The following is a 22,789-nucleotide window of genomic DNA, read 5'->3' on the forward strand; positions in this document are numbered from 1 at the left end:
GACCGGAGAGCATGGAGGCAGCCCCGCATGTGCGAGCCGACCGAGGACCTTGTGCGGGCGAGCGCCGGCAATGCCCTCGAGGAGGTTGTCACTTCCGTTGACCTGGTGGCGAGGAGCTCGAACTTCCTTTACCGGTTGGAGACCGCCTCCGGCGCGGCGTACTCGCTACGCGTCCCGCGGTTGCGTCCGCCGGTGCTCTCGCCGTTCTGGCAGCACCTGCAGGACGTCTTCGGTCTGCGCTACGGCACCCAGCTGCTGTCCGTCGGCCCGATCCTCCGCGCCGTTGACGAGGACGGGCTGCTCCAGGCTCCGCGTCCGGTCGCCGGCACCACGGTCGGCGACCGGCCGGCGTACATCTTCACCTGGTTGGAGGGGACGTCGCGGGAGCCGGACGAGTTCCCGGACTCCACCGAGGTGCACGAACGGCTCGGGGAGTACGTCGCGCGCCTGCACCTGCGTACCTACGACACGTACGGAACGCTCACCGAGCAGGCCATCGATCCGGCCGAGTTCGTGACCCGCACCAACGCGAGCATGCGGGACACGATCGCGAGGTTCTGGTCGCATCGGCCCGACATCGGTGCGTGGTTCGAACGCCATGCGGCGGCGACGGACCCGGACGTCTTCGCCGGTCATCTGGCGCCGATCATGCCGGACATCTCTGGCAACCAGTTCGTCTATCACGCCGGCACCTTGGCCGGAGTGGTCGACCTCGACTCCTACGTCGTGGGCCCGCGCGAGCTGGAACTGGCGGTGGTGGAGACCTGCCTCACCCGCCCGGAGGACTTCCGACGCGGGTACGAGTCGGTTCTGCCGTTGCCACGCTTTGCGGAGTTCCGGGCGTACTGCCGGTTCTGGATGCTGGTCTGCGAGGGCGCCGGCGACCCGGACGTCGACGAGTTCCTCACCCACCGCACCTACTTCGCCTGACCGACCCCGAGGAGTGGACGTGGCCGAACCGTTCGTCGGATGTGACCGGCGCGAGGCCCGCGACAGCCACGCTGTGACGAAGTGCAGATTTGCGTCGAACCGGCGACCCTGCGCTGTTTCGGACGTACTCTGAAAAGGCTGTATCCGGGTCGTTCCACCGCGCATCCGTGGAAGGCAGGCTCTGATGGAACTTTTCGAGTACGACCGCCAGGATCGCCGGCTCGGCCGTCACGTCGAGCACGACGAACGATCGCTGGCCTACGCAGTCGGTGTCCTCCCCCGCTCCGCCATCAAGACCGTCCACTGGGACAGACGGATCGGCATCCTTGACCAGGGCAACCTTGGTTCGTGCACGGGTCAGGCCGGCACCGGCCTCCTCGGCACCGACTCCACCGCCCGGCAGGGCCTGGTGAAGGTCGACATCACCGCAGCAGCCGCCGCCGCGTCGCAAGGCGTCTTCACCGCGGGATCGTTCCCCCTGGACGAGGACTTCGCCGTACGTCTGTACTCGCTCGCGACCAAGCTGGACGAGTTCACGGGCAGTTATCCACCCGACGACACCGGATCGTCCGGGCTCGGTGTGGCCAAGGCCCTGAAGGCGCTGGGGCTGGCCACGTCGTACCAGCACGCGTTCAGCCTGGACGCGTTGAACGCGGCGCTTCAGTCGGCGCCGGTCATGATCGGTATTCCGTGGCTGAACAGCATGTTCGAGCCCGACTCCGACGGCCTCATCACCGTCGACAAGTCGTCCGGGGTCGCCGGTGGTCACGAGCTCGAGGTGAACGGCCTGGACGTCGACACCAGCACCTACACCCTCACCAACTCCTGGGGGACCGCCTGGGGTGCCGACGGGATCGGCCACCTGAAGGCCGCCGACCTGAAGTGGCTGTTGTCCCAGCAGGGCGACGTCACCGTGCCGACCTGGGCCCTGGTCACGCCCGAGCCACCCGACCCGGGGCCCGACCCCGATCCCGGCAACGCGGTCGACGACTCCCACCTGTGGGAGGTCGCCAAGCAGTGGGCGGCCGCGAAGGGCCTGACCTGACATCACCTCAGAACGCCGTAACAGGCGCCTAACCCTCGCGAGGGAGAACCGAAACCTGCCGTTGTTACACAGTCGGTGAGCGCGCCCACCTGCTGGACCGGTGGCCGCGCTCACCGACCGGACAGCGACGCAGGGAAGGTACCTCGATGCAGCTACAGAACCACCTGGGCGCCGTACGAAACGCTCTCGTCGACGGGCTCGGGCGGCGGGAGTTCCTCCGCGCCGCCACCGCGCTCAGCGTCGGCGGCGCGGCGTCGACGCTGGGCGGTCGGGCGTACGCCGACGAGCCTCGGCCGCGCGGCCGGCAACGGAATGGTTCACCTGGGACGATCCTCCAACCCCACAAGGGTCCGATTCACGGCAGGCACTACCTGGCGTCGCTTCCCGACCAGGTGCGGTGGGGTTACGTGCCCGCGGTCGGCAGCGAGCCCGTCCTGCGGATGCGTTCAGGGGAGACGCTCACGGTCGACACGATCTCCCATGAGGGCATCCTCGAGGACCAGGGGCGCGACCCGGTCGCCTACTTCGCCGGCCATGGCGTCTCGCGGCGACAGGTCCTCGACGATGCCGTCGCCGTCGCCCGCGACTACTCACGGACCAGCCGCGACTTCGACGTCGACGGCCCGCACGTCATCACCGGTCCCGTGCACGTGGACGGAGCAGAGCCCGGCGACGTGCTCGAGATCGAGATGCTGTCGATGCTGCCGCGCGTTCCCTACGGCGTGGTTTCCAGCCGACACGGCAAAGGCGCGCTCCCCCGTCTGCCCGACGGAGGCGTTCCGCCGGGAATCACCCTGGACGAGATCATGCCGCCAGTGGCCACCGACGGCCGGGCGACCGGTGACCCGACCAGCTACGGCAACGTGTCCACCTTCACTCCGGTACGCCGCGGCAAGGCCGGTTCACTGACCGGCGTCATGCCGGTCGGCCGGTCCGGTCAGGCGGCCTTCCCGCTGCACCCCTTCATGGGTGCGATGGGGGTCGCCTTCGCCGAGGCGTCCCGCCTCACCGATCCCGTACTCAACTCGATTCCACCGACCCTGGGCGGCGGCAACATCGACATCAACCTGCTGGGAAGCGGCGCCAGGCTCTACCTGCCGGTGTTCGCCGAAGGCGCGCTCTTCTTCGTCGGAGATCCGCACCTGGCGATGGGGAACGGCGAGGTCGCACTGACTGCGATGGAGGGCTCCCTGCGCAGCACCTTCCGGCTCACCGTACGCAAGGCGGGCAAGGCCACCGCCCCCTCGGTCGCCTACCGATACCCGTTCGCCGAGACGCCGGACGCGTGGGTGCCGGTCGGCCTGTCGGATCCGGATGGAGTTCAGAACGGACAGGGCAACGATCTCGACATCGCGATGCGGCGCGCCGTGGTCAACGCACTCGACTTCCTCGAACACGACCGCGGCATGGACCGGCCCGTCGCGTACGCCTACCTGTCCGCGGCGGCCAACTTCGAGGTCTCACAAGTCGTCGACAAGACCGTCGGCGTGCACGGCGTGATCCAGAAGGCTCACTTCGACGGCCACGTCCACTGATCCTCGAGGGTGCAACACACGTCGTCGGCCACGACGTCGGCGAGCGGACGGGGAGGCGTGGACGCGACCGACGGTCCCCAGCCGAGTCGCAGCCTCACCTGGGCGGGTCCGCCCGCCCGCAACTGGTACGACGGCCCGAACGTGCCGGGCCAGCCCACCGACCCGTCGAGCCCGTCGAACCCGTGGGACCCGCCAAGGCTGCTGAGCCTGTCGAGTTCGTCGAGCTCGTCGAGCGAGCCGGACAGGCCGTGCCCGGCCGCCACCAGGAACACTCGCTGCAGCGCCTGCCCCGCGACCATCCAGTCGCGCGGGCAGGCGCCTGCCGTGGCGGACGTGAGGGACGTGGGGGACGCGGCCGGCATGGTCAGGACCGCCCGCGTCCAGAGGTCCTCGTACGGCAGGGGACACAGCCCACCATCCAGTACGCCGTCCCGACAGCCCGCCCCGTCCAGGTCCGCCGGCCCGTCGTGGTGTCCGTCGTCCGCCCAGCTCAGGGTGGTTCCCTCCGCGGCCGCCGCGCGTTCCAGCTCGAGCCGGATCGCGGGCGGGATCCGGCGGTCGGCGTACGGAAGCCGGCCCTGCCGCGGCCGGTACAGATGAAGGAGAAGTCCGGCCAGGCAGACCTCCGCGCCCGGCCCCGGCCAGACCCGGACCTGCGCGAGGAGGTCCGGCCGGCTCGGGTCGGGAAGCAGCCTCGTGGTCGTACCCCGCGCCAGCGCCGCCGCTGCGACTCGCAGGTTGAACAACGCCGCGCCGACGCAGACCATCGCCCGTCGTCCACCAGAGTCCTCGCCGAAGTCGCCGGGGTCCTCGCCGAAGTCGGCAGAGCTCTCGCCGGGATCCCGGGACACGTCCACGGTGTCGCCGTCGACGTCGAACCGCCACGGCCGGGCCTCGTACGTGGTCGGCGCCAGGATCGCGGCGCGGACGAGGAGTTCGCGTTCGGTCGGGTCGAGTTCACGCGCGATCATGGGACGCCTCTGCCCGGATGCGCCTTCGGCGGACATGACGCCCTCTTTCTGCCAGACGTGAACTCGGTCCATAGAGGGTCCCGCTGGTCCCTGCGTCCGGGCTGCTACCGATGTCCCCCTTCGGAGTAGTCGAACGTCCCTGACCTCAAGGCCCTTTTCCTCCCCCGCGCTTCCCGCGCAGCCTGCGCCACGTCCGTCGACGCGCCCCGTGACCACGTTCGTACAACAGCGGGGTTTCGAGTTGTTTGAGCGGCTGAAGTGGTCCCTGCCGTTTATTACGCTTTGCTCATCTGCCGACTGAATGGAGTGCCCGATGCCCGGGAGACGTTTCGTGGAGTGGCAGCAACGCCTGGACGAACTGGTCCGCAGGCACGGTGTTCCCGGGGCGTCACTCGCCGTTCTCGCCGACGGTGACGTGTCGACCGCGGCGTCCGGCATCCTGAACGTCGAGACCGGCGTGACGGCGACCCCGGACTCGGTCTTCCAGATCGGCTCGATCACCAAGATCTTCACGACCACCCTGGTGATGCGGCTCGTCGACGAACACCTGCTCGACCTCGACCAGCCGATCGTGACCGTGCTGCCCGAGCTGCGGCTGGCCGACGCGGACGCGCTCGGCAGGATCACGGTCCGCCATCTGCTCACCCACACCAGCGGCATCCCGGGCGACCACTTCGAGGACACCGGCCGCGGCGACGACGCGGTGGAGAAGTACGTCGACACCTGCGCCGGCCTCGGGCTCGTTCACCCGGTCGGCGCCCTGATGTCGTACTGCAACACCGGTTTCGTCCTGGCCGGCCGGATCATCGAACACCTCACCGGGCAGCCCTGGCGGGAGGCGCTGCGGACCAGGTTGCTCGAACCCGCCGGTCTGCACGAGACCACCGCGCTGCCCGAGGACGCGTTGCGGTTCAGGGTGGCGTACGGCCACGACGTCGTCGGCGACCAGCCGCCCACCCTCGTCGCCCGGTGGCAGCTGCCCTCTTCTGCCGCGCCCGCGGGGAGCACCCTGTGCGCGACGGCACGGGACGTGGTCGGCATGGCCAGGGTGCACCTGGACGGCGGTCTCGGCGTGAACGGCCGGGAGGTGCTCACCGACTCCTCCGTCGCGGCGATGCGCACCCGCTCGGTGCACCTGCACCGCGGCGCGACCGCGGCCGGGTGGGGCCTCGGCTGGGCGCTGTACGACTGGAACGGACGCCGGGCTTTCGGCCACGACGGCGGGACGATCGGGCAGTCGTCGTTCCTGCGGGTGGTGCCGGACGCCGGGGTGGCGATCGCGCTGCTCACCAACGGCGGCCGGGCCGAGGACCTCTACCACGAACTGTTCGAGGGGCTGCTCGCGGAGTTCTGCGATCTCGCGCTGCCGCCGCGGCCGACGCCGCCCGACGTGCCGGTCGAGCTCGACCTCACCGCGTACGCCGGGACGTACGCCGCCGTCGGCCGCCACGTCGAGCTCACCGTCGAGGACCGCGGCCTGGTGGCCAGGGTCAGCGCCACCGGCGCACTGGCGGAGGTGGTCGACCAGCCGGTGGAGGAATACACCCTGGTGCCGGTGGAGAAGGACCTGTTCCTCACCAGGCAGCCGGACGCGAGGTCCTGGACGCCGGTGGCGTTCTCGACGCTGGAGGACGGGTCGACGTACGCCCACCTCGGTCTGCGCGCGCTGCCTAAGGTCGGCTGACTCCGGACGGGCAGCCCGGCGGCGGCGGGGCGGTCAGCCGGCGAGGGCGGCGAGGAGTTGCTCGCCGTACTTCGCCAGCTTGTTCTCCCCCACCCCGCTGACCTGGGACAGGCCGTCCAGCGTCGTCGGCGGATCGGCGGCGATCTGCCGAAGCGTCGCGTCGTGGAACACGACGTACGCCGGGACTCCCTGCTCCTTGGCGGTGGCCGCCCGCCAGGCGCGGAGCCGCTCGAACACCGGCTCGGCGTCGGCGGGCAACTCGACGGCCGTGGCGCCGGCGGACCGGGCCTTCGCCGCCCGGGAAGGGGACGCCGGCCGCTCGGGCTCGCGGCGCATCATCACCGTACGACGGCGGCCCAGCACCTCCGCGCTGCCCGGAGTGAGCACCAGCGTGCCGTAGTCACCCTCGACCGCGAGCAGTCCCTGGGCGAGCAGTTGCCGCACCACGCCACGCCATCCGGCCTCGGACAGCTCGCCGCCGATGCCGAACACGGTGAGCGAGTCGTGGTCGTACTTCCTGACCTTGTCGGTGTGCCGGCCGAGCAGAATGTCGACGGATTGCCCGGCACCGAACTTCTGGTTGCGTTCGCGTTCCAACCGCAGGACGGTCGACAGCAGTTTCTGCGCCGGGACGGTGCCGTCCCAGGACTCCGGCGGAGTGAGGCAGGTGTCGCAGTTGCCGCACGGCGAGCCGTCCTGGCCGAAGTAACGCAGCAGTTGGACCCGGCGGCAGTCGACGGTCTCGCACAGAGCGAGCATGGCGTCCAGGTGGGCGGCGAGTACCCGCCGGCGGGCCGAATCGCCGTCGGAGGACTCGATCATCTTGCGCTGCTGGACGACGTCCTGGAGGCCGTAGGCCAGCCAGGCGGTGGACGGCAGCCCGTCCCGGCCGGCGCGGCCGGTCTCCTGGTAGTAGCCCTCGACGGACTTGGGCAGGTCGAGGTGGGCGACGAAGCGTACGTCGGGCTTGTCGATGCCCATCCCGAAGGCGATGGTGGCCACCATCACCAGACCGTCCTCGCGCAGGAACCGCTGCTGGTTGGCGGCTCGGGTGGGCGCGTCCAGGCCCGCGTGGTAGGGCAACGCGGTGATGCCGTTGTGTACCAGGAACTCCGCGGTCTTGTCGACCGACGCCCGGGACAGGCAGTACACGATGCCGGCGTCGCCGGGGTGCTCGGTGCGCAGCAGGTCGAGCAACTGCTTACGCGGCTCCCGCTTCGGCACGATGCGGTACTGGATGTTGGGCCGGTCGAAGCTGGCCACGAAGTGCCGGGCCGCCGTCAGGTCCAGCCGGGTGGCGATCTCGGCGGCGGTCGCGGAGGTCGCGGTGGCGGTCAGGGCGATCCGGGGTACGTCCGGCCAGCGCTCGTGCAGCATGGACAACGCCAGGTAGTCGGGGCGGAAGTCGTGCCCCCACTGCGCCACGCAGTGCGCCTCGTCGATGGCGAACAACCCGATTGCGCCACGGTCGAGCAGGTTGACGGTCGCCCGACTGCCCAGCGCCTCGGGCGCCAGGTAGAGGAGATCGAGCTCCCCGGCGACGAAAGCTGCCTCGACCCGGCGACGTTCGGCCAGGTCCTGCGTCGAGTTGAGGAACCCGGCCCGCGCCCCGACCGCTGTCAACGCGTCAACCTGGTCCTGCATCAACGCGATCAACGGCGAGACGACGACGGCGACACCGGGCCGCACCAGCGCCGGAATCTGGTAGCACAGGGACTTGCCCCCGCCGGTGGGCATCAGGACGAGGGCGTCCCCACCGGCGACGACGTGCTCGATGATCTCTCGCTGCTCGCCCCGGAAGGCGTCGTAGCCGAAGACCCGCCGGAGCACCGCCAGCGGCGATTCGGTCTGCACGTCGGGGAGGGAGTCCATCCGCCGAAGTCTACGGAGTGGGCGACCGGGTCGACCGGTGGCGGATCCCGTTGCGCAGTCGCTCGGCGCACAGCCGGGCCACCTGGACGAGCTGCGGACGCAGGGTGACGCCGTTCCAGATGATGAAGTCGTCCCGCCGGTGCACACCCGGCCGGTCGGCGACCTCGTGCGCGGCATCGCGTACGGCGGTCAACTGCGCCACGGTCATCGCCAGCGGAGGCTCGTCCGGCTGGTAGGTGGAGCCGGCCGGATAGTCGCGGCCGGGCCTACGGGTCATCTCGATGTGACAGCCGAGCACCCGGGTGACCGGGCGTTCCGCCGCGAGGTCGACCAGCCGGTCGAGACTGGCGACGAACGCCGGAAAGTCCTTTACGTACAGGCGTCCGGGATACACCGTGTCCCCGGTGAACAGGAAACCGGACCAGCGGTCGTAGACCGCGATCGACGCGGCGTGATGCCCCGGACAGCCGGTGATCTCCAGCACCCGCCCGCCGAGGTCGAACCGCACGATCTGCTCGGGCCAGTCCGAGAACCCGAAGTACGCCTGTACGGCCGCCACCTCGACTCCGACCGTGGTGGTGTGCGGCCGGCCGGCGAACTGCGGGTCGCCGGCCACGTGGTCGCCGTGTCCGTGGGTGTGCGCGACGACCAGTTCGTAACTGTCCCGAGCGTGCCCGGCATGCTCGGACAGCCAGTCGTCGATGATGCCGTCCACGGTCGCCCGGAGTGGGAACTTCTCCGGGTCGGCGGTGGCCCCGGTGTCGAGGAGCAGGGCTCGCTCGTTGCCGAGGAGGAGGAACACGAACGGCGCCTCGTAGCTCGTGGCCTTGCTCTGCCGCAGTACGTATGTGTGCGGATCGTGCGCGTGCACCTGGATCAACGGATCGGTGGTCAGCCGGTTGGAGAGCGCGCCGTGGATCCAGGCCGGCTCGGGCGCGCCCTCGATGGGGGCGCCGTCCAGGAAGTCGATCCTCTTCGCCACCAGCACACGCTAGCGCGACCGAGGATTTTCGTACTCCACAGAAGGGACCGGTCCGCCACCGGGTATCGGACCGGTGTGGACAGCGCGGACGGCGCGGGTGGCGTGGACGGAGATCCGTGGCCCGTCGGCGGACCCGGCGTCGTCCTGCCTGACGCGGCGTTCGCGCTTCAGCTTCCCCGCGACCGGCGCCGCCACCACATCGCGCCTCCGACCGCGCCCAGCGCCGCCAGCGCGGGGCCCGCGACCCGGGTGGCGGTGGACAGGCAACTGCCGTCGGAGCACTCGGGGATGGGGTAGGGCACCCCCGGGTTGAGGTCGTGCGTCTCGTCGGCGGAGACGTAGGCACTCGTCGCGGGGAAGGGCCACCCGTCGGGGTTCAGCAGGCGGTACCAGTACGCGTCGTCCCACTTCTTCAGCCGGCAGGTGACATTGACCGAGGGCGATTCGTAGGGCGTCGGGCCGAGCGTGCCGATGACCACGTGGTCCTGGTTGTAGACCGCCACGTGCCCGTTCGGGTTGTTCATCGTGACGGCGGGGTAGTTCGCGTCGAGCCCCATGAGGGCCTCCTTGTCGGTCGTCCGCCATCAGCAGTAGCCCCAGGCCGACCCGTGGTCAAGGTGGAAATCCGGAGGAGAACGCAACGGGTGCCGAAGTAGCCTCCCTGCACGGTTCGGGTGTGGCCGCCGGCCGCGCTCCTACGCACATCCCGAGGGGCAACCATGAACGAGATCCTGTTCGACGCGGTACGCCACAACGCCTGGGCGACCCGGCAACTGATCGCCTTCTGCCAGGCTCAGGACCTCACCCGTGAGCAACTGGTCGACGCGAACGGGGTGGGCACCTTCGGCGGGATCCTCGCCACGCTGCACCACATCGTGATCTGCGACGGCAGCTATGTGCGCCGGCTGGCCCAGCGTGAGCTGGAGTGGGTCGACCAGCCCCTGACCGGCGTCGACCTCGCGACGATCGCCGACTGGGCGGGCGATGCCGAGCGGGTCTGGGAGGACGTGCTCGCCGGGCCGATCGACGTCGAACGTGCGGTCGTCATCGACGACGGTCTGCGCGAGTGCCGAGCCGGCATCTTCGTCGCCCAGGCGCTCAACCACGCCAACCACCACCGCGAGCAGGTCTGCGCGGTCCTGACCGGGCTCGGCATCCAGCCGCCGGACGTCCAGGCCTGGGAGTACGCCTGGGCCACCGGCCGGATCTGGGACCGTACGAGCGCGGATGCTCGCGACTGACGTGTGACGGGCGACCGCGTCGCTCGGCCAGTGCCAGCTTTTTGTCCACAGGTGGCGGATCGGCTTTCCCTTGTGGACAACGGGTTAGGTGTCGGTGGCAGCCGGTAGAGTTCGAACATGCATTCGACGACGCTGGACCTTCCCGGCAGCGGTGGCTACGGCGCCGTCGCCCGGTTGAAGGCTGCGGTCGGCATGTTCCGCGCCGGACTCGACGACGCCCTGTCCACCCCCACCACCTACGTCGACGCCCGCGCCCTGGGTGAGCTGATCGGCGAACTGACGGTGGAGGAGTCCCGGTTCGACGCGCTGAAGCTCGGGTGGGTCCGTCAGGCAGAAGCCTGCGACATCGGCAAAACCACCGGTGCGGCCACGACGGCGGCGTGGCTGTGGACCACGCAGCGGATGGGCACGAAGGACTCCTACGCCACCGTCAACCTCGCCCGCGACCTGGACCGCACCATCACCCTGACCGCCCGCGCCATGGCACGCGGGGAGGTCTCCTTCCGGCACGCCCAGGTCATCGCAGGAGCCATCAAAGACCTGCCCAAATGGATCAGCCTCGAACAACGGGTGAAGGCCGAGGAGTACCTGATCGAGGAGTCCCGGCGGCGTAACCCCGACGACGTGCGGGTGCTGGGGCGGGCGCTGCTGCAGTACCTCGCACCCGAAGAGTGGGAGAAACGGCTCGGTAAGGAACTCGGCGATGAGGAACAGGCCGCGCAGCGTGCACGGTCCCTGAAATACGTCCCGAACGGCATCCCGGGGTCGGAGACGGTGGTGATCAAGCTGCCGGTGCTGGAGATGGAACAACTCCGCAAGATCATCGAGATGCTCATCGCCCGCGACAACGCCCAAGCACCCGACGATAGGCCCCTCGACCAACGCCGCGGGGACGCGTTCGCCGAACTCGTCGCCGCGATGGCCGAGTGGGAAGCCTCCCCCAACCGCGGCCGCGGACGGGACTGCGTCACCGTCCTGATCCACCTGCAGCAACTCATGGCAGGCGTCGGGTTCGGCACCATCGACGACCTCAACCCCGTCCGCCCCATGCCATGCGGATGCCAAACCCCCGACGCCAAACGCCAAGCCCAGCGCCAGAATGCCAAGCGGAAAGCCCGCACGAACGCCCAGCGCAGCAAGAGCTCCGAGTCCGGCGAGTCCGGCGAGTCCGGCGAGTCCGGGCCGGGCACGAGTCGCGGCGGCACGACAGACGCCGAACCCGGGCAGAGTGCCGGCGATGGCCAGAGCGCCACGCCCGACAAGGCCGAGAACACCAAGCCGGGTGAGAATCCCGGCAGCACCGAGACGGCCACGTCTGAGGCGACCGAGCCCAACAGCAACGGTGAACCCGGTGCAGACACCAGGGCCAGCGAGGACGCCGACGACACCGGGCCCGACGCCCGGCCAGACCAAGGAGTCACCGACCCCGACGACACGAGCGACCCCGTTCAGTCCGGTAACCCGGTCGGCAACGGCGACTCGGACGCGACGAGTGACCTCGACGAGAGTGCGGTGCCGACCGGTACCGAGGCTCCGGAGGCGGGTCCCACTGCCGCCGAGACCACAGCGGCTGCCCAGAAAGATCAACCAGACAACGAGAAAACACCAGCCGACCAGCCGGACCCGACGGCCGGGGCTGCGGAGCGGATACCCGCACCGCGAGAACCCGGACACCACCCACAACCGAACACCGCCACCGGAACCCAACCGGAATCCGGACCCGGGCACGACCCGGAACCCGAACCACACAACGGGAATCCGGAACCACATACGGGAGCCGAGGACTGGAACCTCGGAGTGGAAGACGACGCCGAACCCGAAGAGGGTGCGGCGGTGCCCGAGGCTGCCCTCGACCCCTACGACGGGTGCCAGAAATGTGGTGGCGGCGGATCGGCCCGCATCACCGGCCTGCGCGGGGAGCCGGTCTCGGTCGCCACGATCCGGCGGATGGCGTGCGACGCGAACATCATCCCCGTCGTCCTCAGCGGCAACGGCGAGGTGCTCGACGTGGGGATGGCTGACAGGTTCTTCACCGAAGCCCAGCGCCGCGCACTCGCCGTCCGCGACGGCTCCCACTGCCACTTCCCCGAATGCCAAGTGCCAGAACGACGCTGCGTCGCCCACCACATGACTGCCTGGGACGACCTCGGGCCGACCGACCTCGACAACGGAGTCCTGCTCTGCAGAACCCATCACACCTTCGTTCACCACAAGGGCTGGCAAGTGCGCATGGGCAGCCACGGCCACCCCGAATACATCCCGCCCGAATGGGTGGACGTCCACCAGAAAGTGCAACGGCCATGACGTCTGTCGACGCGGGCCGGCAGTCGATGGCCGGCCCGATCCCGGCCCGACCCGCCCCGAACAGTTCTTCGTCGACAGCGGCACCGGCTGACTCCTGTACGGCAAATGCGTTTGCCGCAGGCGACGGCGGCTGGAACACTTCGCGCGTGATTTCGGACCCACATCTCGACGGACGTGCCGGCATCGACGCGGACCTGGTGAAGCGGCTGCTCGCCGCGCAGTTCCCGCAGTGGAGTGATCTTCCGGTGACACCGGTCGAGGTCGACGGCTGGGACAACCGCACCTACCGCCTGGGCGAGGAGTTGACCGTCCGCCTGCCCACGGCGCCGGGATACGTCCCGGCGGTGGAGAAGGAGCACCGCTGGCTGTCGGTGCTCGCCCCGCATCTGCCCGTACCCATCCCGGTGTCGGTCGCGCTGGGCGAGCCGGGCGAGGGCTACCCGCACCCCTGGTCGGTCCGGCGCTGGCTGGACGGCGACACCGCCCGACCGGACCGGATCGCCGACCTGCCGGCGTTCGCGGAGTCGCTGGCGGAGTTCCTGCTGGCCCTGCAGCGCGTCGACGCCACGGACGGCCCGGCGGCCGGAGCGCACAGCTTCCACCGCGGCGCCCCGCCCGCGTACTACGACGACGAGACGCGGAACTGTCTGCGCACGTTGGCGGGCCACCTCGACACCGACCGGGCCGCCGCCGTCTGGGACGCGGCGCTCGCCGCCGAGTGGCGAGGCGAGCCGGTGTGGTTCCACGGCGACGTCGCGCACGGCAACCTGCTCGTACGGGACGGGAAGCTGGCCGCCGTGCTCGACTTCGGCACCTGCGGCGTCGGCGACCCCTCCTGCGACCTGGTGATCGCGTGGACGATGTTCGCCGGACCGAGCCGGGAAGCCTTCCGCCGTACGGTCGGACAAGACGCCGGCACCTGGGCCCGCGCCCGCGGGTGGGCGCTGTGGAAGGCGCTGCTCGGCCTGGCCGACGACGTCCGCCAGGATCGGCCGCTAGCGGCGGGCAACCTGCGCGTGGTCGAAGAGGTCCTCACCGACCACGATCTGGCCTGAGTCGCCAAGGCCGCCAGGGCCGCCCGAGTCGCCAGGGCCGCCGGGACCCCCGGCCCGCTCGGTCCGCAGCCGGGGCAGCGAGCCCGGGTGGTTGTCCCGCAGCCACCCGAGCAGGTGCTCGCGTACGTCACAGCGCAGATCCCACGCCGACGCGGAGTCCGCCGCCGAGGCCAGCACCCGGACGACGATCGAGTGTTCGGTCGTGTCGACGACCTGCAGGGTCCACTCGCGCCGGTCCCACAGCGGGTTCTTCTCGATGATCCGCCGGGCCTCCGCGCGGAGTTCGGAGACCGGCGTGCTGTGGTCGAGGTAGAGGACGACGGCGCCGATGACGCGGGACTCCGAGCGGGTCCAGTTCTGGAACGGCGTGGTGGTGAAGTACGTCGCCGGCAACACCAGCCGCCGCTCGTCCCACAGGTTGACCACGACGTAGGTGAGGGTGAGCTCCTCGACCCGGCCCCACTCCTCCTCGACCACCACCACGTCGTCGATCCGCAGCGCGTCGGTGAACACCAGCTGCAGGCCGGCGAACACGTTCGCCAGAGTCGTCTGGGCGGCCAGACCGGCGATCACACCGGCGACCCCGGCAGACGCCAGAATCGACGCTCCGTAGGTGCGCAACGCGTCGAACGTCATGAAGATGGCGGACGCGGCCACCAGCGTGACCAGCACCGCGGTCAGCCGGCGCAGGGCGGTCAGCTGCGTCTGCACCTTCCGGGCCCGTCGGTTGTCGGTCACGTCGACCCGGATGTGCCGCAGGGCGGCGTCCTCGGCGAGGAAGAGCACCGCGGTGACCAGCCAGGAGACGGCGGCGATGGTGAGGACCACCAGCAGGTGGCGTACGCCGTTCGCCAGCTCACCATGCAGGCCCGCGCTCGGCTGGGCGGCAAGCAACGCCACCGACAGCAGCGTCACCGTCCACGGCCGGTGACAGCGCTTTCGCAGCCGTCCCCAGAACGGCCGGCTCTCCGATCGGGCGAGACGGGCGGTGATCCTGCCGGTGAGCAGGGTCACCACCAGCGCCGCCGCCGCGGTACAGCCCAGGACGAGGAGGGTGTGCATCGGGTCGGGCACAGCGGTACTGACGGCGGTGACTACCTGCATGAAACCTCGGCGATCCTCCTCGTGGGCGCGGTCGTCCTCACGGTCTCATCCGGACCTCGGCGTCCGCACCACCCGGTCGGAAGTCGCCGTCGACCTGACGGTGTGCCGTCAACCGGTCACGTCTCGCCGAGCGCCCCCGTCTCGCCGGGCGGTCACGTCTCGTCCGACCGGGCAGCCTCCTCGCGCAGTTCGCGGGCCTCGACGAGGGCCTTCTCCTCCTTCTTCGCGTCCTTGTCGATCTTGGTGGTGTCGCGGGGCGGCAGCTGGATCGACTCCTCGGCGGGGATCCCGGCCTGCAATTGCCGGCCGCGTTCCATCTCCGCGTCCAGTTCGGCGCCGAACAGCAGCGCCAGGTTGGTGAGCCAGATCCACAGCAGGAAGACGATGACGCCCCCGAGCGAACCGTAGGTCTTGTTGTAGTTGCTGAAGTTGGCGACGTAGAAGCCGAACGCCACCGAGACGACCACCCAGGTGAGGATGGCGACGACGGCGCCGATGCTCAGCCAGCGGAACTTCGGCTGCTTGACGTTGGGGGTGAGGTGGTAGAGGACTGCGACGATGAAGATGACGATGAACAGCATCACCGGCCACTTGGCGATGCCCCACACGGTGACCGCGACGTCACTGAGGCCGATCACCCCACCGATCGTCTTCGCCAGCGGCCCGCTGATCACCAGGCCGATCGCGGTGATCGCCACCAGGACGAGCACCAGCGCGGTGATACCGAGCATCACCGGGCGCAGCTTCCAGATCGGCCGGCCCTCCTCGACCTCGTACACGCGGTTCATCGCCCGGCTGAAGGCGTTGATGTAACCCGACGCGGACCAGAACGCCACCGCCAGGCCGATGATCAGCGTGAGTCCCGCCGACTGGCTACGGGTCAGCTGCTCCACCACGGGCTGGATGGTGCTGACCGCCTGGTCGGCGCCGAGGCCACGCAGGATGTCCATCAGCATCGAGGTGGTCTGCTTGCTCTGCCCGACCAGGCCGAGCACGGACACCAGGGCCAGGATGGCGGGGAACAGGGACAGAACGGCGTAGTACGTCAGCCCCGCCGCGAGGTCGGTGCACTCGTCGTCGAGGAACTCACGGACGGTGTTCTTGAGGATGAACTTCCGGGTCGGCGGCGCCAGGTCGAGTGGACTGTCGGGCTTCTCCTCCGCGTCCGCCGGAGGCGCGTCCTGGTTGGACGCGCCGTTGCCACCAGCGTGTGTCGTCATCCCTCATCCTTCGGCTGAACGGTCGTACCGGACTGGTCGTGCCGGACTGGTCGTGCTGGACGGTCGTAGCTGAGACGACTGTATGGGGAACGGCTACCCGACGCAGCGGGCCGAAACCGTACGACGTTGCCTCAGGCGTATCTGCTCTCGGGACGGAACAGGTCCTCAGGCCGGGAATGCCCTCGGGACGGGACAGACTCTCAGCCGGCCGTCCGCAGCAGGTCGGCGACCTCGCCGGCGAGGTACGGGCGGAGGTTCTGTTGGTTGGTCAGCACCGCCACCGTCAGGTCGTCGTCGACCAGGTGCATCACGTCCGCCAGCGCGGGACCACCGCTGTGACCGACCGCCGGGCTCCCGTGCCGCTGGTCGACGATCCAGCCGACCCCGAACGGGCCCGCCGACCCATCCCGTAGTCGCTCCGGCGTCCACATCTCCCGCACAGAGGCCGGGGAGAGCAGGTCACCGCCCCGAAGTGCCGCGGCCCAGGTGGCGAGGTCGGCGGCCGAGGAGTAGAGCCCACCGGCCGCGTAGGTCCAGGCGGGGAAGAGGAACGCGTACACCTGCCGCCGGTCGTCGCGTACGTCGTAGATGGTCGCGCGCCGGGGCAGGACGTCGCTGACCCGGGCCGTCCCGTCGTCAGCCGCGTGGTCGAACCGGGTGGAGGTCATTCCCAGGGGGTCGGTGAGGCGCTCGCGCAGCAGGTCGGGGAAGGCCCGCCCGGTCACCGACTGCAGGAGGTACGCCAGGACGACGTAGTCCGACAGGCCGTACCGCACCTGCGTGCCCGGCTCGTACTCCAGCGGCCGCTCGAACGCCGCCCTTGCCGCCTCCTCCACCGACGCGGGACTGCCCACGTCGTCACTGAGGCCCGAGGTGTGGGACGTGAGCCGGCGTACGGTGACCTGGTCCCAGCTCGGCGGCGCGTCGGGGAGGTACTCCCCCACCGGGGCGTCCAGGCGCAGCGTCCCGTCCTCGACCACCAGCATCAGCAGGGTGGCGGTCAGCAGCTTCGTCACCGACGCGAGCTGGAACGCCGTACCGGTCGTCGCGGGGGCGTCCCACTCCAGGTTGGCGGTGCCGTACGCCCTGGCCAGCGGCCTGCCGCCACGGACGACGGCCAGCCCGAGGGCCGGGATGTGGTGCTGCTTCATCCGTGCGCGCAGGTGGTCCTCGACAGCGGATGGCAGGAAGTCGCCGGACTCGCCGGAGGAGTCGCGGTTGAAGTCGTCGAGGTCGGCCATCATGCCCCCACAAGATCGGTGAGAGCCGCATGATGGCACGTTCGCGGGTTCGAGTCCTGACGATCCGAGGGACCGGCCGGCGCCGGACACCGCGGTGTTTGGATGGGCACGTGAACGACACCGTGACGCGCCACGACACCGACGCCGACGGACTGGTTCGGGTACGCCCACGCGAGGACGCCGACCTGGCCGACTGCGTACGCCTGCTCGCCGAGGTGCACGGACGCGACGGCTACCCGCTGATCTGGCCCGAGCGGCCGGTCGACTGGCTGGTCGGCTCGGCTCCCCTCGCGGCCTGGGTCGCACTCCTGGACGACCGGGGCGAGGACCACATCGTGGGGCACGTCGCGCTGGCACGGTGCGGTCCCGGGGACGTGGCTCCGGACCTGCTCCGCGCGCGGGAAGCCGGCCCGGACGAGAGGGACCCGCGGCCCGTCGTCCTCGGCCGGTTGGCCGTCGACCCGGCGGCGCGGGGCCGGGGCGTCGGGGCACGCCTCCTGACCGGCGCGGTCGAGTACGCCCGGGCACACGGCCTGCGTCCGGTCCTCGACGTGGTCGACTCCGACCGGTCCGCGGTCGCGCTCTACGAGCGGCTGGGCTGGACCCCGCTGGGGAGCGCCGAGCAGGTGTGGGGAGCCGGTCAGGCGGTCACCATCCACTGTTACGCAGCACCCGCCTGACCGCCGGCGGAGCACCTCAGCCGGGCGAACTCAGCGGCCGGCCTCAGCGGCCGACCTCAGCGGGCGGCCTCAGCCGGGCAGGTCGAGCTCGACCTCGTACTCCTCCAGCCACCGGTCCAGGCCCAGCACCAGCTCGACCGCCCGCCGGGTGAACTCCGAGCTCACCGACCCGACCGACTCGGTGAGGATGTCGCCGGCCTGCTTCCGGTCGATCAGCGGCAGGACCGGCGCGTCCGGCCGGGCGAGCAGTCTGCCGAACTCCTCGCGCAGGGCCTGCTCGTAGGCCGGGTCCTGGGTCGAGGGGTACGGGCTCTTGCGCCGGGCGGAGATCGACTCCGGCAGCAGGTCGACGGTGGCCGCCCGCAGCAGGCTCTTCTCCCGCCCGTCGTACGTCTTCATCGCCCACGGCGCGTTGAAGACGTACTCGACCAGCCGGTGGTCGCAGAACGGCACCCGCACCTCCAGGCCGCTGGCCATGCTCATCCGGTCCTTGCGGTCCAGGAGGTACTGCACGAACCGAGTGAGGTGGAAGTAGCTGACCTCCCGCATCCGGCGTTCGAGCCCCTCCTCGCCGGGCAGCCGCGGCACCTCGGCCACCGCCTGGCGGTAGGAGTCCGCCTGGTAGCCGGGCAGGTCCAGGGCCCTGGTCAGGCCGGGGTCGAGCACTCCCAGCCGTTCCCCGCCCGCGCGCCCGAACATCGCCAGCCAGGGGAACGTGTCCGCGTGCACCGCCTCGGGTTCGTGGAACCACAGGTAGCCGCCGAACACCTCGTCGGCCGACTCACCGGACAGCGCCACCGTCGAGTGCTCGCGGATCGCCGCGAACAGCAGGTAGAGCGAGGTGAACATGTCGCCCATGCCGTTGGGCGCGTCGTTCGCCCGCAGTACGGCCGACCGGACGTCGGCGTCCATCAGGTCCCGGGTGTCCAGCACGATGTCGCTGTGGTCGGCGGCCACGTGCTTGGCGAGCTCGTGCACGTACGGCGTGTCCGGGGTGTCCCGCATGAGGTCCGCCTCGAACCGCTCGGTCTGCCCGGCGAAATCGACCGCGAACGACCGGACCGGCCCGGCGCCTCGCTCGGCCAGGCCCTTCGCCGCCAGCGCGGTGATCACCGAGGAGTCCAGCCCGCCGGACAGCAGGGTGCACAGCGGTACGTCGGAGATGAGCTGGCGGGTGACGATGTCGTCCAGCAGCTCCCGGACGGTCGCGACGGTGGTGTCCAGGTCGTCGGGGTGGTCCCACGCCTCGAGCTGCCAGTAGCGCCGCGTGCGCAGGCCGGCCCGGTCGATCCGGACCACCGAGCCCGGGCGTACCTCGTACATCCCGGCGAACACCGCGCGCTCGGGCGTCTTCACGAACGACAGCAACTCCCGCATGCCGTCCGCGTCCAGCACCCGCCGCGCGGCCGGGTTGGCGAGGATCGCCTTCGGCTCCGAACCGAACAGCACGCCGTGTGGAGTCGGGTAGTAGTGCAGCGGCTTGACGCCCATCCGGTCGCGTACCAGCAGCAGACACTCGGCCCGGGTGTCCCAGACCGCGAACGCGTACATGCCGTTGAGGTGGGCGGCGAGGTCCTCGCCCCACTCGAGGTAGGCGTGCAGCACCACCTCGGTGTCGCTGCGGGTACGGAAGCGGTGCCCGGCCGCGGCCAGCTCCTCGCGCAGCTCACGGAAGTTGTAGACCTCGCCGCTGTAGGTGAGGATGGCCGCCGGCGTCCCGGGGCTCGACTCTCCGCGCTCCGGCGTCGCGGCGCCGGACGTCCCGGGATCCTCCGCCGCCATCGGCTGCCGCCCGCCCTCGAGGTCGATCACCGAGAGCCGGCGGTGCCCGAGCGCGACGTGCGCGCCGGTCCACATTCCCTCGTCGTCGGGTCCCCGGCAGGCCATGGTCGCGGTCATCGCGGCCAGCACCGCCCGCTCGTGGTTCAGGTCGTGCTCGAAGTCCACCCAGCCGGTGATGCCACACATGCGGGCGTTCATCCCCTTCGCTCCGGGCCGGCTCGCACCAGCCGGGGCAGCTCCGGGAGCCCGGCATGTCGTGACCTGGCCCCCGCCGTCACCGTGGCGCGCCACCACCGCACCACCGTCCAACATAGGTCGCCAACCTGGGAACGCTCCGCGCGAACGACGACCTAGTGTCGGGGGTGTGTTCGCCCCCTATCGCGGTCTGCTGCGCCTACCCGGCGCCCTGAGGTTCTCGGCCAGCGGACTGCTCGCCCGGCTGCCGATCTCGATGGTGTCGCTGGGTCTGGTCATCCTGGTCTCGGCGAAGACCGGTTCGTACGGCCTGGCCGGGGTGGTGTCCGCGGTCTTCGTCGTCTGCCGGGCCGTCTGCTCACCGATGCAGGCCCGGCTCGTCGACCGGCACGGCCAGCACCGGACCCTGCCCGCGATCGCCGGGCTGAACGCGGCCGCGCTGGGCGGGCTGGTGGTCGCGGTCGAGGTGGACGCGCCGCTCGTGGTGCCGGTCGTGCTGGCCGGGGTGGCCGGGGCGGTCTCGCCGTCGATCGGTTCGTACGTCCGGGCGCGGTGGAGCCATCTGCTGGGACGGGGGCCGAAGCTGCAGACCGCGTTCGCGCTGGAGGCGGTGGCCGACGAACTGCTGTTCATGGTCGGGCCGCCGGTGGTGACGTTCCTCGCCACCGGGATCAGCCCGAACGCCGGCCTCCTGGTCGCCCTCGCCTGCGGCCTGGTCGGCACCCTGCTGCTGGCCGCGCTCCGCGACACCGAGCCACCCGCGCACGGTCGCGGCGGAAGCGGTACGGCAGCGGCGCCGATGGGCTGGCCGGCGCTGTTCCCGGTGGTCGGCGCGAGCGTGGGGATCGGCACCCTCTTCGGCGCGTTCGACATCTCCGTCATCGCTCTCGCCACCCAGGCCGACGCCCGGGCGTGGTCCGGTGTCCTGCTCGGCATCACCGCGACGGGTTCGATGCTCTCCGCGGCGGTCCTCGGCAGCCGGACCCTGCGCAAGCCGCCGTTGACACGGTTCCGGATCGGGGCGGCGGCCATCACGGTGGCGATGCTGCCGTTGCCGTTCGTCTCCCATCTCGGGTTGCTGGCGCCGATCGTGTTCTTCACCGGGCTGACGATCTCGCCGACGATGATCGCCAGCGTGGCGCGGGTCGAGGAGACCGTTCCCGTCAGCCGGCTCAGTGAGGGCATCGCCTGGTCGACGAGTGCCCTGGTCGGCGGGATCGCACTCGGCAGCGCGATCGCCGGGCGGGTGATCGACGGCCACGGGGCGAGCGCCGGGTTCTTCGTGTCGCTGTCCGCGGGCGTGGTGGCGACCGCCGTCGCCTGGTCCGGTACCCGGCGCGGGACGGGAACGCCGCCCGTCGGTGCGCCCGGAGCCGGCGCACCGGCGGGAGGGTGAGGCGTGCTCGCGGCGTTGATTCTGGTCGTCCTGCTGGCGCTGACGGTGGGCGGGCCCGCCGTGTGCCTGGTCGCCGCGGTGGTGCTGGCCACCCGGGTCGTACGGCTGCTCCGCGGTCGTGCCGGCGACCGCCGGGGCCTCGGCTCGGTCTCCTCGCTGGGCTGGCTCGCGGTGCTGGTGTCGGTGGGAACGGTCGAGGCGTACGCCTTGGGCGCGCTGAAGTACTCGCCGGGACTCTTCCCCGACAAGACGTGCTACTTCACCATGGGGGCGCGGGCCTTCCCTGAGTCCTCCGACCTGCTGCCGCTCAGCACGGTGTGCCGAGGCCAGGAGATCGTCCCGTTCTGGTTCAACCCGCTGATGGCCGTGCTCGCGGTGGTCTCGGTCGCGTTGCTGGCGGCCGTTCCGTTCGCGTACGCACGCCGGCGCCGTACGGCCGCCGCAACCGGCGCAACCAGCGCGTCCGGCGCGTCAGCTGGATCCGGCGCACCCGAGGCCGCGGTCAGCCCAGCCAGTGAGCGGGCGGAGTGAACCACGGCGGCACCTCGGTTTCGCTGTCGCCGATGGCCGCCGCGAGCTGGGTGCGGGTGAGGAACAACGCCTCTCGCAGGTGGGCGCCGCGCAGGTCGGCCGCGCGCAGGTCGGCGCCGATCAGGTCCGCCCGGGCGAGGTTCGCCCCGCGCAGGTCGGCGCCGATGAGGTAGCCACCGCGCAGGTCCGCGCCGCGCAGGTCGGCCTCGCGCAGGTTCGCACCCAGCAGGTCCGCTCCGGGGAGTTCGGCCCCACGCAGGTCGCCACGCCACCGGTTTCTGTCCGTACGCCCTGCCCCACCGGAACGCGCCCGCCTGCCTCGCCCCTGCCCTCGCCCCTGCCCTCGTTGCTGTTCTCGCCCCTGGCCTCCTGCAGGACGCGCCCCACCTGCACCGCGCACGGGCCCCGGCGACTGCGCCCGGACGAGCTCACTGGTCCGCCGCAGGAGCGGGTTGACGGCCGACCGATGGGCGTCAAGGTCGAGTTGACGCAGGGTGCCGACGTCGGCGCGGGTGTGGCGTTCGGTCCGGTCGTGCACCTCGATGAGCTCCTCGCGCAGTGCGCGGGCAGCGGCCGGCCCCGGCACCCCAGAGGGTCCGGGCCCGACCGTCTCCCCGGGCTCGCCCGGCGCCCCCGACGCCTCGGTCAGCGCAAGCTTCTCGGTCAGCGCGAGCGCCTCGGTGAGATACCAGCGGAACTCGTACAACTGCCGCATCACCACGAACGCGTCGAACATCGGCTGCGCGGTCTCCGGATGCGCGCGCCAGTCGCGGCCCTCGAAGGTCACCTGTGCGACCTGCTGACCCGCGCCGAGGCAGTCGAACGCCGTACAGCCCGGGAACCCGCGAGGGCGAAGCTGGTCGTGGATGCCACAGCGGAAGTCCTGCTCCAGGTTGGGGCAGGGCGTGCGGGCGGGCTTGTCGATCGCGAAGTCCGCCGACGCCGCGAACGCGGGAACGACACAGCACAGGGCGAAACACCGCGCACAGTCGGCCCGGAGTTCGTGGCGAGGATCCTCCAC

Annotated in this window: 19 protein-coding genes; 10 read left to right on the forward strand and 9 right to left on the reverse strand. The window is 70.8% G+C overall.

Features of this window, described 5'->3' with window-relative positions; all coding sequences use genetic code 11:
• The first annotated feature begins 27 nt into the window (after nt 1–27).
• The 3 genes from FHR37_RS25070 (at nt 28) to FHR37_RS25080 (ending at nt 3,510) form a co-directional block, all read left to right on the forward strand.
• Nucleotides 28–930 (forward strand): phosphotransferase, encoded by a 903-nt coding sequence (locus FHR37_RS25070; RefSeq protein WP_092885760.1) that lies wholly within the window; start codon nt 28–30, stop codon nt 928–930.
• A gap of 184 nt (nt 931–1,114) precedes the next feature.
• The gene (locus FHR37_RS25075; protein WP_092885762.1) at nt 1,115–1,975 is read left to right on the forward strand and encodes a C1 family peptidase; all 861 of its coding nucleotides are present in this window, start codon (nt 1,115–1,117) and stop codon (nt 1,973–1,975) included.
• A gap of 146 nt (nt 1,976–2,121) precedes the next feature.
• The gene (locus FHR37_RS25080; RefSeq protein WP_092885764.1) at nt 2,122–3,510 is read left to right on the forward strand and encodes an acetamidase/formamidase family protein; all 1,389 of its coding nucleotides are present in this window, start codon (nt 2,122–2,124) and stop codon (nt 3,508–3,510) included.
• On the opposite strand, the gene FHR37_RS25085 is transcribed toward FHR37_RS25080, so the two are convergent.
• Nucleotides 3,486–4,481 (reverse strand): nitroreductase family protein, encoded by a 996-nt coding sequence (locus FHR37_RS25085; RefSeq protein WP_092885766.1) that lies wholly within the window; start codon nt 4,479–4,481, stop codon nt 3,486–3,488. The two genes, FHR37_RS25080 and FHR37_RS25085, sit on opposite strands and share 25 nt — an antisense overlap.
• A 313-nt stretch (nt 4,482–4,794) precedes the next feature.
• Here FHR37_RS25085 and FHR37_RS25090 point away from each other — a divergent pair, with 313 nt between their 5' ends.
• Nucleotides 4,795–6,165 carry a serine hydrolase gene (locus FHR37_RS25090; protein ID WP_175542652.1) on the forward strand — a complete coding sequence of 457 codons (1,371 nt, stop codon included), beginning with the start codon at nt 4,795–4,797 and terminating at the stop codon, nt 6,163–6,165.
• 33 nt (nt 6,166–6,198) lie between these two features.
• On the opposite strand, the gene recQ is transcribed toward FHR37_RS25090, so the two are convergent.
• The 3 genes from recQ to FHR37_RS25105 all read right to left on the reverse strand — a co-directional run bounded on the left by recQ (nt 6,199) and on the right by FHR37_RS25105 (nt 9,576).
• On the reverse strand, nt 6,199–8,037 hold the full coding sequence (gene recQ / locus FHR37_RS25095; RefSeq protein WP_092885770.1) for a DNA helicase RecQ: 1,839 nt from the start codon (nt 8,035–8,037) through the stop codon (nt 6,199–6,201).
• 10 nt (nt 8,038–8,047) lie between these two features.
• Complete coding sequence (locus FHR37_RS25100; protein ID WP_202818234.1) at nt 8,048–9,019, reverse strand: MBL fold metallo-hydrolase; 972 nt, start codon at nt 9,017–9,019, stop codon at nt 8,048–8,050.
• Between the two features lie 167 nt (nt 9,020–9,186).
• Complete coding sequence (locus tag FHR37_RS25105; RefSeq protein WP_092885772.1) at nt 9,187–9,576, reverse strand: hypothetical protein; 390 nt, start codon at nt 9,574–9,576, stop codon at nt 9,187–9,189.
• 162 nt (nt 9,577–9,738) lie between these two features.
• On the opposite strand from FHR37_RS25105, the gene FHR37_RS25110 reads away from it, so the two are divergent.
• The 3 genes from FHR37_RS25110 to FHR37_RS25120 all read left to right on the forward strand — a co-directional run bounded on the left by FHR37_RS25110 (nt 9,739) and on the right by FHR37_RS25120 (nt 13,619).
• Nucleotides 9,739–10,260 carry a DinB family protein gene (locus tag FHR37_RS25110; protein ID WP_092885774.1) on the forward strand — a complete coding sequence of 174 codons (522 nt, stop codon included), beginning with the start codon at nt 9,739–9,741 and terminating at the stop codon, nt 10,258–10,260.
• A 117-nt stretch (nt 10,261–10,377) separates the two neighbouring features.
• Nucleotides 10,378–12,564 (forward strand): DUF222 domain-containing protein, encoded by a 2,187-nt coding sequence (locus tag FHR37_RS25115; RefSeq protein WP_179771024.1) that lies wholly within the window; start codon nt 10,378–10,380, stop codon nt 12,562–12,564.
• 146 nt (nt 12,565–12,710) lie between these two features.
• Nucleotides 12,711–13,619: an aminoglycoside phosphotransferase family protein gene (locus FHR37_RS25120; RefSeq protein ID WP_237768951.1), complete on the forward strand. Its 909-nt coding sequence runs from the start codon at nt 12,711–12,713 to the stop codon at nt 13,617–13,619.
• Here FHR37_RS25120 and FHR37_RS25125 read toward each other — a convergent pair.
• The 3 genes from FHR37_RS25125 to FHR37_RS25135 all read right to left on the reverse strand — a co-directional run bounded on the left by FHR37_RS25125 (nt 13,560) and on the right by FHR37_RS25135 (nt 17,187).
• On the reverse strand, nt 13,560–14,723 hold the full coding sequence (locus FHR37_RS25125; RefSeq protein WP_092885778.1) for a mechanosensitive ion channel family protein: 1,164 nt from the start codon (nt 14,721–14,723) through the stop codon (nt 13,560–13,562). The genes FHR37_RS25120 and FHR37_RS25125 overlap by 60 nt on opposite strands.
• Before the next feature lie 152 nt (nt 14,724–14,875).
• On the reverse strand, nt 14,876–15,943 hold the full coding sequence (locus FHR37_RS25130) for a YihY/virulence factor BrkB family protein (protein WP_202818235.1): 1,068 nt from the start codon (nt 15,941–15,943) through the stop codon (nt 14,876–14,878).
• A 200-nt stretch (nt 15,944–16,143) separates the two neighbouring features.
• Complete coding sequence (locus tag FHR37_RS25135) at nt 16,144–17,187, reverse strand: serine hydrolase domain-containing protein (RefSeq protein ID WP_092885780.1); 1,044 nt, start codon at nt 17,185–17,187, stop codon at nt 16,144–16,146.
• 107 nt (nt 17,188–17,294) lie between these two features.
• Here FHR37_RS25135 and FHR37_RS25140 point away from each other — a divergent pair, with 107 nt between their 5' ends.
• Nucleotides 17,295–17,864, forward strand: coding sequence for a GNAT family N-acetyltransferase (locus tag FHR37_RS25140; protein WP_202818236.1), 570 nt, complete (start codon nt 17,295–17,297; stop codon nt 17,862–17,864).
• A gap of 69 nt (nt 17,865–17,933) precedes the next feature.
• On the opposite strand, the gene asnB is transcribed toward FHR37_RS25140, so the two are convergent.
• Nucleotides 17,934–19,844 (reverse strand): asparagine synthase (glutamine-hydrolyzing), encoded by a 1,911-nt coding sequence (gene asnB, locus FHR37_RS25145; RefSeq protein WP_237768952.1) that lies wholly within the window; start codon nt 19,842–19,844, stop codon nt 17,934–17,936.
• Nucleotides 19,845–20,010: 166 nt separating this feature from the next.
• Here asnB and FHR37_RS25150 point away from each other — a divergent pair, with 166 nt between their 5' ends.
• Nucleotides 20,011–21,237 (forward strand): MFS transporter, encoded by a 1,227-nt coding sequence (locus tag FHR37_RS25150; RefSeq protein ID WP_092885782.1) that lies wholly within the window; start codon nt 20,011–20,013, stop codon nt 21,235–21,237.
• A gap of 3 nt (nt 21,238–21,240) precedes the next feature.
• A complete protein-coding gene (locus FHR37_RS25155; protein ID WP_092885784.1) occupies nt 21,241–21,768 on the forward strand; it encodes a hypothetical protein in 528 nt (175 codons plus the stop codon).
• Here the strand turns inward: FHR37_RS25155 and FHR37_RS25160 are convergent.
• Nucleotides 21,740–22,789, reverse strand: a complete 1,050-nt coding sequence (locus FHR37_RS25160) for a pentapeptide repeat-containing protein (protein WP_092885786.1) — start codon at nt 22,787–22,789, stop codon at nt 21,740–21,742. The two genes, FHR37_RS25155 and FHR37_RS25160, sit on opposite strands and share 29 nt — an antisense overlap.

The organism is Actinopolymorpha cephalotaxi, assembly GCF_013408535.1.
Classification (GTDB): domain Bacteria; phylum Actinomycetota; class Actinomycetes; order Propionibacteriales; family Actinopolymorphaceae; genus Actinopolymorpha; species Actinopolymorpha cephalotaxi.